11 protein-coding genes and 1 pseudogene are annotated in these 10718 nt (G+C 64.4%); 11 read left to right on the forward strand and 1 reads right to left on the reverse strand.

Annotation, left to right across the window (positions count from 1 at the left end; all coding sequences use genetic code 11):
• The first annotated feature begins 497 nt into the window (after positions 1-497).
• The 11 genes from gspE to gspD are packed head-to-tail and all read left to right on the forward strand — an operon-like array spanning position 498 to position 10082.
• A complete protein-coding gene (gene gspE / locus TU73_RS24550; RefSeq protein ID WP_057014309.1) occupies positions 498-2195 on the forward strand; it encodes a type II secretion system ATPase GspE in 1698 nt (565 codons plus the stop codon).
• Positions 2192-3388 (forward strand): type II secretion system inner membrane protein GspF, encoded by a 1197-nt coding sequence (gene gspF / locus TU73_RS24555; RefSeq protein WP_057014296.1) that lies wholly within the window; start codon positions 2192-2194, stop codon positions 3386-3388. Before gspE ends, gspF begins: the two co-directional genes overlap by 4 nt.
• A gap of 20 nt (positions 3389-3408) precedes the next feature.
• Positions 3409-3819 (forward strand): type II secretion system major pseudopilin GspG, encoded by a 411-nt coding sequence (gene gspG, locus TU73_RS24560; RefSeq protein WP_057014297.1) that lies wholly within the window; start codon positions 3409-3411, stop codon positions 3817-3819.
• A gap of 7 nt (positions 3820-3826) precedes the next feature.
• Positions 3827-4252 (forward strand): GspH/FimT family pseudopilin, encoded by a 426-nt coding sequence (locus TU73_RS24565; RefSeq protein ID WP_057014298.1) that lies wholly within the window; start codon positions 3827-3829, stop codon positions 4250-4252.
• Positions 4249-4581, forward strand: a complete 333-nt coding sequence (locus TU73_RS24570; protein WP_057014299.1) for a type II secretion system protein — start codon at positions 4249-4251, stop codon at positions 4579-4581. Before TU73_RS24565 ends, TU73_RS24570 begins: the two co-directional genes overlap by 4 nt.
• Entirely contained in the window at positions 4578-5186 is a 609-nt protein-coding gene (locus tag TU73_RS24575) for a prepilin-type N-terminal cleavage/methylation domain-containing protein (RefSeq protein WP_057014300.1), read from the forward strand. Before TU73_RS24570 ends, TU73_RS24575 begins: the two co-directional genes overlap by 4 nt.
• Complete coding sequence (locus TU73_RS24580; RefSeq protein WP_057014301.1) at positions 5183-5884, forward strand: hypothetical protein; 702 nt, start codon at positions 5183-5185, stop codon at positions 5882-5884. Before TU73_RS24575 ends, TU73_RS24580 begins: the two co-directional genes overlap by 4 nt.
• On the forward strand, positions 5881-6873 hold the full coding sequence (locus TU73_RS24585) for a PilN domain-containing protein (protein WP_057014302.1): 993 nt from the start codon (positions 5881-5883) through the stop codon (positions 6871-6873). The genes TU73_RS24580 and TU73_RS24585 overlap by 4 nt, the downstream gene beginning before the upstream one ends.
• Positions 6848-7450, forward strand: coding sequence for a type II secretion system protein GspM (gene gspM / locus TU73_RS24590; RefSeq protein ID WP_057014303.1), 603 nt, complete (start codon positions 6848-6850; stop codon positions 7448-7450). Before TU73_RS24585 ends, gspM begins: the two co-directional genes overlap by 26 nt.
• A complete protein-coding gene (locus TU73_RS24595) occupies positions 7447-7947 on the forward strand; it encodes a hypothetical protein (protein ID WP_057014304.1) in 501 nt (166 codons plus the stop codon). The genes gspM and TU73_RS24595 overlap by 4 nt, the downstream gene beginning before the upstream one ends.
• 5 nt (positions 7948-7952) lie before the next feature.
• A complete protein-coding gene (gspD, locus tag TU73_RS24600; protein ID WP_057014305.1) occupies positions 7953-10082 on the forward strand; it encodes a type II secretion system secretin GspD in 2130 nt (709 codons plus the stop codon).
• A gap of 427 nt (positions 10083-10509) precedes the next feature.
• Here the strand turns inward: gspD and TU73_RS28715 are convergent.
• Positions 10510-10718 (reverse strand): annotated as a pseudogene (locus TU73_RS28715) (IS3 family transposase); the annotation flags it as partial.

A 10718-nucleotide genomic window follows, 5' to 3' on the forward strand; every position in this document is an offset into this window, starting at 1 on the left:
GGTTTTGGTTACTTTGCCGGTTTTGCAAAGTGACCCGCCGGAACCCTAAGTAGCCGTTACCTGAATAACGGATATGTACTCGATCAAACTCCAACATCCTGGTGGGCTGCCAGGCCGCCATCGGGAGCAAGTCGAATCGTCGCACCGCCCCTCCCACAGGGGCCTGCGGCGCACCTGAAGTTGTGTAGATACCCATGCGCTGATGGGCCAAGCCAGCAGGCCCGACGCAATCTTCTTGCATTGCCGGTTAATTGAACGGGAAAGTGCTTGAATTAATAAGAAGTATGGCTAATTGCAACTAGTGGCTATTGGCTGCTAACGCTCTATATCAGTGCATTTGGCAATGTTTTGTATTTAATTCCCCTGTGAGCCGGAACTAGCGCTATAACTTCCAGTCGATACCCCCGGCTAACTCCCTTATGGGCTGTGGCGAACTAATGGCATTGTTCGGTAGTTCAAATAGCCATACTTTTCGCAACCTTAGATATTCCTGGATGATGTCGTCAGCCCCCATTGATGCTTGCAAGCTGCCTATCCCGCGCACCTACCAGGTGTGCGCGTGGCTGATGCAGCATGCCGGGCTCAAATCCCTCGACCTGGAGCGCGCCCAGCGCTTGTCCACTGACCCCCGCGACCTGCTGGGGTTACTGACGCGCCTGGGCTTGGTGTCCGAGGTCGAGCTGGCGCGTGCCTGGGCCGATCTGCTGGATGCGCCCTTGCTGCTGGCCGACGCCGCGCCGCCGCTGCTCGACCCGCTGCCGGTCTTGACCGAGCGCTTTATGCGGCATTACCAAGTGGTGCCCATGGGCTGGAGCGAAGGAGGACTGCGCGTACTGGCCGCCAACCCGGCGCAGCTGTATCCGTTCCAGGCCCTGGCCTATGCCTGTCAGGTGCCGGTGTGGCTGGCCATCGGCCCGCGCAATGAAGTCGACACACTGATCGAGCGCTATTACGGCCAGGGCCGTTCCGCCATGGGCACCCTGATCGAGAACCTCGACGAGCAGGACGGCGCCCATGAAGACATCGAGCACCTCAAGGACATGGCGTCCGAAGCACCGGTGATTCGCCTGGTCAACCTGATCCTGCAACGTGCGGTGGAACAGCGCGCGTCGGACATCCATATCGAGCCCTTCGAAAACCAGTTCAAGGTGCGCTATCGCATCGACGGCGTGCTGCACGAGGCCGAAGCGCCGCCCGCCAGTTCATCGGCGGCGGTGATCTCGCGGGTGAAAATCATGGCGCGCCTGGACATTGCCGAACGGCGCCTGCCGCAGGACGGGCGCATCATGCTGCGCATCCAGGGCAAGGAACTGGACCTGCGCGTGTCCACGGTGCCCACTAGTTTTGGCGAGTCGGTAGTGATGCGCCTGTTGGACCGGCAAACCGTGCAGTTCGACTTCCCCAGCCTGGGCTTCGACGGCCAGCGCCTGGCGGCCTTCCTCGACCTGCTCGAACGGCCCCACGGCATCCTGCTGGTGACCGGGCCCACCGGCTCGGGCAAAACCACCACGCTCTACACCGCCTTGTCGCGGCTCAATACCAGCGAACGCAAGATCATCACCGTGGAAGACCCGGTGGAATACCAGCTCGAAGGGATCAACCAGATCCAGGTCAAGCCGGCCATCGGCCTGGACTTTGCCGCAGTGCTGCGCGCCATCGTGCGCCAAAACCCGGATGTGATCATGATCGGCGAAATCCGCGACCTGGAAACCTGCCGCATCGCCGTGCAGTCCTCCCTCACCGGGCACCTGGTCCTGTCAACCTTGCACACCAACAGCGCTGCCGCGAGTATCACGCGCTTGCTCGACATGGGCGTGGAGAGCTACCTGATTGCCTCCACCGTCAGCGGCATTCTCGCCCAGCGCCTGGTGCGGCGCCTGGACCCGGCCACGCGGGTAGCCTTCGAAGCGCCGCCGGCATTGATCCAGGCACATGGCCTGGATCGATTGACCGAGCAGCGTCCGATCCTGCTCTACCGCGGCGATTACCACGGCCGTAGTGCGCTCACCGAATTGCTGGTGATGAACGACGAATTGCGCAGCCTGCTGATGCGTCACGCCGACGCCGCCACCCTTGAGCAGGCGGCCCGCCGCGGCGGTTTGCACACCTTGTATGAAGACGGTTTGCGTCAGGCGCTGGCGGGCGTCACGTCCCTGGAAGAAGTGCTGCGCGTGACCCGTGGGGAGGACGCGTGAGCCTGTTCAAATTCCGCGCCCTGGACAGCCAGGGCGTCGCCCAGAGCGGTACGCTGCACGCCGCTGACCAGGCCGCCGCCGTCGCCGCCGTGCACAAACGTGGCTGGTTGCTGCTGCACCTCGAAACGGCGGGCAGCCCCTTGTTGCATAAGACGCGCGGGCAGTTAAAAGGCGCCGCGCTGGTGAGTTTCACCCAGCAGCTGGCCACATTGCTCGGCGCCGGCCAGCCCCTTGAGCGCTCGCTGGGCCTGCTGCTCAAGCAACCTGGCCAACCCCAGGTGCGGGCATTGATCGAACGTATCCGCGAGCAGGTCAAGGCCGGCAAGCCGTTGTCGGTCGCGTTGGAGGAGGAGGGCGGTACGTTTTCCCCGCTGTACCTGAGCATGGTGCGCGCCGGTGAAGCCGGCGGAGCGCTGGAAGCGACCCTGCGCCAGCTCAGCGATTATCTGGAACGCAGCCAGTTACTGCGTGGCGAGGTGATCAACGCACTGATCTACCCGGCGTTCCTGGTGATCGGCGTGCTGGGTTCGCTGGCGCTGTTGCTGGCTTATGTGGTGCCGCAATTCGTGCCGATCTTCCAGGACCTGGGCGTGCCGATTCCGCTGATCACCCAAGTGATCCTGGGGCTTGGCGAGTTTCTGGGGGCCTATGGCCTGGTGCTGTTGGCCGGGGTATTGATCAGTGCGGGGATCCTGGTGACGCGTCTGCGCGACCCCGGCCGTCGTGAGCATTGCGATCGTCGACTGCTGGGCATCCGCGTGATCGGCCCGCTGCTGCAGCGGGTCCAAGCCGCCCGCCTGACCCGCACCCTCGGCACCTTGCTCTGCAATGGCGTGGCGTTGCTGCCGGCGTTGGTCATCGCCCGTCAGGTCTGCAGCAACCGTGCGCTGCAGGCGCAAGTGGCGCTGGCGGCGCAACGGGTCAAGGGCGGTGGCACCCTGGCCGACGCCTTTGGTCGCCAGCCGCTGCTACCGGAGTTGGCCCTGCAAATGATCGAGGTCGGCGAACAAGCCGGTGAGCTGCCCAGCATGCTGCTCAAGGTCGCCGACATTTTCGACATCGAGGCCAAACGCGCAATCGAGCGTCTGCTCGCGGCGCTGGTGCCGACCCTGACCGTGGTCATGGCCGTGCTGGTGGCGGTGATCATGCTCGCGATCATGCTGCCGCTGATGAGCCTTACCAGCCATATATGAACCTTCATGGAGCTGAATCAATGAAAACCAGGTATCGCCAACGCGGCTTCACCCTATTGGAAATGCTCGCGGTGATCGTGCTGCTGGGTATCGTCGCGACCATTGTGGTGCGCCAGGTCGGCGGCAATGTGGATAAGGGCAAATACGGCGCGGGCAAGGCGCAACTGGCCAGCTTGAGCATGAAGATCGACAGCTACGCCCTGGACGTGGGCGCGCCGCCCAACAGCCTGCAACAGCTGCTGGACAAACCGGCCAATGCGTCCAGCTGGGCTGGCCCCTACGCCAAGCCTTCGGAATTGAAAGACCCGTTCGGCCATGGCTTCGGCTATCGCTTCCCCGGTGAGCACGGCGCCTTCGACCTGATCTTCTACGGCCAGGACGGCCAGCCCGGCGGCGAGGGCTACAGTGCCGACCTGGGCAACTGGGAATAACCCGCCCATGGCCCAGCGCGGCTTTACCCTGCTGGAGATGCTGGTGGTGCTTGTATTGATCGGCATCGCGGCCGGGTTGCTGGCGTTCGGGGTGCGCCAGGGGCTGCAGGTGGCCCAGGAGCGCCGGGTGGTCGGGCAGATGGTCGAGGCGCTGCGCACCACGCGGGCAGGGGCGATTATCAGCGGCCAGGCGGCACGCACCGAGTTCGATCTCCAGGGCCTGAGCTTCCAGGCCCCAGGGCGTGCGCCGCAACACTGGCCTGCCCAGTTGCAGGTGACGTTGCACAGTGCCGAGCAGGCGGGCGCCGCTGTGGTGTTCTATCCCGATGGCAGTTCCACCGGCGGCAACCTGTTGCTGGCCAACGGCACGCGGCGTTGGCGTATCGACATTGGCTGGCTCACGGGCAGCGTGCAGTCCAAGGCGCTGCCATGAAGCACCAGGCCGGCTTCACCTTGCTGGAAATGCTCGCCGCCCTGACGTTGATGGCGGTGTGCAGCAGTGTGTTGCTGGTTGCCTTCGGCCAGAGTGCGCGCTCGTTGTCGCAAGTGGCCCACAGCGACCGGCTCACCCATGCCGCGCTCACCGTGCTCGACCAGGAAGCGGCCGGCCCGTTGACCGAGGGCACCCGCCAGGGCGAACTCGATGGCATCCATTGGCAGTTGACCAGCACTCGACAACAGCCCCATCTGTTTCGCCTCGACCTGAGCCTGCGCGAAGGCTCGCACCAGGCCCGTTTCAGCACCTTGAAGGCGCGCCTGTGAAGCGCCGCGAGCAGGGCTTCACCTTGCTGGAGATCCTAGTGGTGCTCAGTCTGCTTTCGGTGTTGGTACTGCTGGTGGGCGGCGCGTTGCTCGGGGCCAACCGGGCGGTGGCCAAGGCCCAGGGCTACACCGCCAGCCTGGATGAAATGCGCGCCGCCCAACAGTTCTTGCGCACCGCCATCAGCGAGGCGCTGCCGTTGGATGTGACTGAGGACGACAGCCAGGCCGATGGGTTTTTTATCGCGACGCCAGAGCGCTTGCAGTTTGTGTCGACCTTGCCCGGTGTGCTCGGCGGTGGCATCCAGCGCTTTACCCTGCAACGGGTCGAGCAGGATCTGCAGGTCGCGTTCTCGCAGTTGGAGTCTCACACCAACGCCCAGCGCGATGAGCCGCAGGTGCTGCTGCATAACGTCGAGGCGCTGCGATTCAGTTTTCGTGGTGTCTCGCCATTGGGGCAGCCCTCCGGCTGGTTGAGCACCTGGCCCTGGCCCAGGCGCTTGCCCGCTGCGGTGCGCATCGACGCCAGCGTCAACGGGCCGGTGCCTTGGGTGACCCAGGTGATTGCCCTGCGCCTGAATCTGTCCAGCGCGAGTATTGAGGAATGAGGCGCCAACGCGGTGCGGCGCTGTTGCTGGTGCTGTGGGTGCTGGCCTTGCTCAGCGTGTTGCTTGGCGGTCTGGCGGGTTGGGTACAGCTGGAAAGTCGCCAGGCGCTGTGGCATCGCCAGCACACCCAGGCACTCTTGGCCGCCGAAGCCGGGATCGCCCAGGTCATGGCTGATGGGCATTGGGTGGCGGATGGTCGTGCTATCGCGCTGACCTTCGATGATGCCCGCTTACAGGTGCGCCTGCGCAGTGAGCGCGGCAAGCTGTACCTGGTCAACGCCCATACCGATGACCTGCTGCGCCTGGCCCTGGCCTGCGGTGCCACACCGGCCCAGGCCCAGCAACTGGTCAAGGCCCTCGAGGCACGTCGTGAACGGGGCCTGGCACCGTTTCGGGTGTTGGAAGAAGTGCGTCAACTGCCCGGTATGACCCAGGCGCTCTACAGCCAACTGTTGCCGGAGCTCACCCTGTGGAGCGACCTGGACCGACCCGATCCGGCATTCGCCAGCGCTTTGATGCGCAAGGCACTGAACCTGCCGCGCCAAAACGCCGAGGGCGTCGACCCTGGCCAGGTGCTGGAAATCGACAGCCGCGCCGAACGCCCCGGCGGCTATCAGGCGCGCCTGCAACTCACCGTCTTATTGAGCCCCGCGGAGGACAGCGCACAGCCCTATCGGGTCGTGCGGTGGCAAGAATGAATCGACTCGAACCTATCGCCAGGCAGTGGCGCGGCAGCCTGTTGCAACAAGGCTGGCGCCTGTGGCTCACGGAGTTGCGCGCCTGTGTGCCGAAGTGGCTGGCCCTGCAGGAGCCACCTGAGCAGGTCCATCATTGGCCGCTGACGATGCCGGTTGCGCCGGGCAATACACGCCAGGTGCTGATGCTCGCTCCCGACGCAGTGTTGCAGCAACGCGTGCAATTGCCCCTGGCTGCTGCGCGCAACCTCACGGAGGTAGTCGGCTATGAACTGGACCGCTACACCCCGTTCGACGCGGAGCAGCTGTACTTCGTGGCTCGCCAGGAGCGGCGCACATCCAGTCACCTTGAGGTAACACTGGTGGCGATCCTGCGCGAGCGCCTGGACCAGATGCTCAGCGACTGCGCCGCCCTTGGCTTGCATCCGCACCGCGTGGACGTGGCGGGCCTGGGCATCGACCTGCTGCCCGCGCCGCTACGCCCGCGCCAACGGCCAGCTGGAAAGCAGTTGCAGCGCAGCTTGCCGTGGTTATGCGGCGCCTTGCTGATCGCCGCGATGCTGCTGTGGCTTAACGACCGCCAGCGCGTACTCGACACCATGCACGCCACGGTACAGCAGCAAAAAGCCCAGGTCGCCCAGGTGCACGCAGTACGCCAGCAACTGCTCAATACCCGCGGCGCAGCACAGTACCTCACCCAGCGCAAACGGGCACAACCGCCCCTTGCCGCACTGCTGAACGACTTGACCACCTGCCTGCCCGCCGACACTTGGCTTGATCAGTTGGCCGTCAAGGAGGGCGAGGTGACGTTCTCTGGCCAGAGTGCCAAGGCCAGCGGCCTGATCACCCGCATCAAAGGCTGCCGGCGCCTGGAAAATGCCCAGTTCGAAGGCGTGATCCAACCCGATGCGCGCACCGGCAAGGACCAGTTTGCCTTGCGCGCCCACTTACGCCAGGAGGCCGCCGATGCGCCGACCCCTCACGCCCCGTGAACGTCGCGGCGGGGCCTTGTTGATTCTCGCCGTGGTGCTCGGTGCGGCCTACTGGCTGTTGATCGACAGCTGGTTTGCCGGGCCGCTGCGGGCCATGGGCGAACAAGCCCAGCAGTTGCGTGAACAGCAGCAACGTTACGCCAGCGTATTGCGCCAGGGCGATGCATTGCGCGAGCAGCTTGAGCGCGCGCGGCAAGACCCGGCCAGCAGCGCCAGCCTGTTGCCCGGCGATGATCCCGACGTGGTCGCTGCCGACCTGATGCAGCGCCTCGCCGACTTGATCAACAGCCACGCCAACCTTGGCGGCGGCTGCACCCTCACCCAGCGCAAACCCATCACCACAGAACAGGACGACAGCGAGCCTTACCGCCAGGTCAAGGTCAGCCTCACGCTCAACTGCGCCATCGAACCGCTGACCGCGATCCTGCATGCGCTGGAATATCAGCCGCCGTTTCTGTTTGTCGATGAGCTGCGCATCCGCCGCAGCAAACAGGCGCCGGCCACTGGTGGGGCGGGCAAGCTGGCGGTGCAGTTGCTGGTGCGTGGTTACCTGCAACCTGCGCGGGTGGCGCCATGATCGGCTCACTGCGCCCATTGGAATGGAGCTTGCTGGGCCTGGCCGGCTTATTAGGCCTGTTGATGGCGGTGATCCTCAGCAGCATCGGCGATGAACCGCGGTGGCTGCCCGCAGCGCCGGTGCCTGCGCAGCCCTCCGTCAGTGTGCAAGCCGCTCCTGCGCTGGTGTTGCAGGATCTGGCTGCCACCTGGCAAGCACCGCTGTTCAGCCCGGACCGCCACCCGGACCGGGTGGTAGGCAAGGTGCGGGTGGCCAGCCTGGCCAACCTGACCCTCAGCGGCATCATGATCACCGGCAACCTGCAAATGGCCATGCTCAAGCAAGCCGATGGCCCGGCGCTGACGGTACGCCTGGGCCAGACCCTGCCCAATGGTTGGCGCCTGGAACACCTGACCCCGCAATACGCCCGTTTCGCCCTGGACGGGCGCACCCAGACCCTGAGCCTCTACGGCAAGCGGTTACCCCTTATTTCCCATCCCCGCGAGCCCCTCCCTTGATCGATATGCGCACTTCGCTGTTTTGCCTGGCCACTGCCGTCTCCCTGGGCGGCTGTGGATCGTTGCCCGCCACCCTCGACCCGGACGCCGACCTGCTGCACGAAGCACTGCAGGGCACCGGCTCGCAACGCCCGCCGCCCGAGTTGCCCGTGACTGAAAAAAGCCCGCAGCCGACCGCCCCGACACCGCCGCAACGCCAGTTGATTCGCGGCAATCAAGGCTTCGTGCGCCAGCCCACCGCGCCCGTGAAAGTGCCGGAGCAGGGCGGCGACATCGTGTTCAACTTCGCCGACCAGCCCATCGAGGCGGTGATCAACAGCGTGATGGGCGACCTGCTGCATGAGAACTACAGCATCGCCGAGGGGGTGAAGGGCAATGTCAGCTTCTCTACCTCCAAACCGGTGGACAAGCAGCAGGCGCTGTCGATTCTCGAGACGCTGCTGTCGTGGACCGACAACGCCATGATCAAGCAGGGCAACCGCTACGTGATCCTGCCGGCCAACCAGGCGGTGGCGGGCAAGCTGGTGCCGCAGATGCGCGTGGCGCAACCGTCCAGCGGCCTCTCGGCGCGGCTGTTCCCGCTGCGCTATATCTCCGCCACCGAGATGCAGAAACTGCTCAAGCCGTTTGCCCGAGAGAATGCATTTCTGTTGGTCGACCCGGCACGCAATGTCCTGAGCCTGGCCGGCACCCCGGAAGAGTTGGCCAACTACCAGGACACCATCGACACCTTCGATGTGGACTGGCTCAAGGGCATGTCGGTGGCAGTATTCGGCCTGCAACGCGCCTCGGTGGCCGAACTGATGCCCGAGCTGCAAGCCATGTTCGGCGCCGACAGCGGCACGCCCCTGGCGGGCATGCTGCGCTTCCTGCCGGTCGAACGCACCAATTCGGTGGTGGCGATCTCTTCCCAGCCCGAGTACCTCAGCGAGGTGGGCGACTGGATTCGCACCATCGACGAGGGCGGCGGCAACGAACCGCAGATGTATGTGTACGACGTGCGCAATATGAAGGCCGCCGACCTGGCCAAATACCTGCGGCAGATCTACGGCAACGGCGCGATCAAGGACGACACACCCGCCAAGGTCGCCCCGGGCTTGCGTACGACTACATTGTCGTCGTCCACCAGCGCCGGTTTGCAAGCCAACACCCCTGTGCCAGCCCCCGAGGAACCCGAGCCGCAGAGCGGCGAGAACACCCCGGCGGCCCCCACCAGCGACCTCGAGGCCGGCACCCGCATCACCGCGCAAAAGAGCAGCAACCAACTGCTGGTGCGCACCCGCCCGGCGCAGTGGAAGGAGATCGAAGCGGCGATCAAGCGCCTGGACAACCCACCGCTGCAAGTACAGATCGAGACCCGCATCCTCGAGGTCAAGCTCACCGGTGAACTGGACCTGGGCGTGCAGTGGTACCTCGGCCGCCTGGCCGGCAATTCCACCAGCACCACGGTGGCCAATGCCTCCGGCAGCCAGGGCGCACTGGGCGGTGGCGGGGCAGGGCTGGGGGCGGCGGATTCGTTGTTCTACTCCTTCGTCAGCTCCAACCTGCAAGTGGCCCTGCACGCCCTGGAAACCAACGGTCGCACCCAGGTGCTGTCGGCGCCGTCGCTGGTGGTGATGAACAACCAGCCGGCGCAGATCCAGGTGGGCGACAACATTCCCATCAGCCAGACCACCGTCAACACCGGTGACGCCGACACCACCCTGAGCAGCGTCGAATATGTGCAGACCGGGGTGATTCTGGACGTGGTGCCGCGCATTAATCCAGGCGGCCTGGTGTACATGGACATCCAGCAGCAGGTCAGCGATGCCGAGAATCAGGTGGGTAATAGCGACACACCGGTGAATCCGCGGATCTCCACACGCTCGGTGTCCACCCAGGTGGCGGTGCAGAGTGGGCAGACGGTGTTGCTTGGCGGGTTGATCAAGCAAGACAACGCTGAGAGTGTCAGTGCCGTGCCTTACCTGGGCAAGATCCCGGGGTTGCGCTGGTTGTTTGGCAATACCAGCAAGTCCAAGGACCGTACGGAGCTGATCGTGTTGATCACGCCCCGGGTGATTACCAGCAGCAGCCAGGCGCGGCAGGTGACGGATGACTATCGCCAGCAAATGCAGCTGTTGCGGCCGGCTCAATAATCCTGGCTGCACCGAGTACCAATGTGGGAGGGGGCTTGCCCCCGATGAGCATAGGTATCTACACAACTTTGGGGCGACGCTGGACCTGTGGCGAGGGAGCTTGCTCCCGTGACGGACTGACAGCCGACGCTGATCGAGCTGACGCACCGCGATCCAAATGTGGGAGCTGGCTTGCCTGCGATGACGGCCTGCCAGCCGATGCCAATCTACCTGACACCCCGCAATCAAACTGTGGGAGCGGGCTTGCTCGCGAAGGCGGCCTGACAGGCGACACAGCTATACCGGGTACATATCCATTCCTGCGGTAACGGCCACTTAGGGTTCCGCTCTGACAGCGGGTCACTTTGGAAAAGAGCCCCAAAGTAACCAAAGGGCTCTTGCCCCACCACCGGCGTTTTTCAAGGTAGTTGTCGCGTCAACCGTTCTGCTATGCCGCTTTTTGTTCGGTCTGCTGTTCCCGATCCGGATTCAGCAACACCGTTCCTACCGGTTCCCAGTTACGTGTTTGCCCTGACCACCGTTCAGGTCTTTTCCGGCGCTCCCGCTCATACAGCTCATGGCGCAGTGCCAGGATCTGATGATCTTTCCCTCCATGGCGCTCTGATGGGGTGACGAAGCGGATCCGGCTGTGCCGGT

The sequence above is a fragment of the Pseudomonas libanensis genome, assembly GCF_001439685.1.
GTDB classification, from domain to species: domain Bacteria; phylum Pseudomonadota; class Gammaproteobacteria; order Pseudomonadales; family Pseudomonadaceae; genus Aquipseudomonas; species Aquipseudomonas libanensis.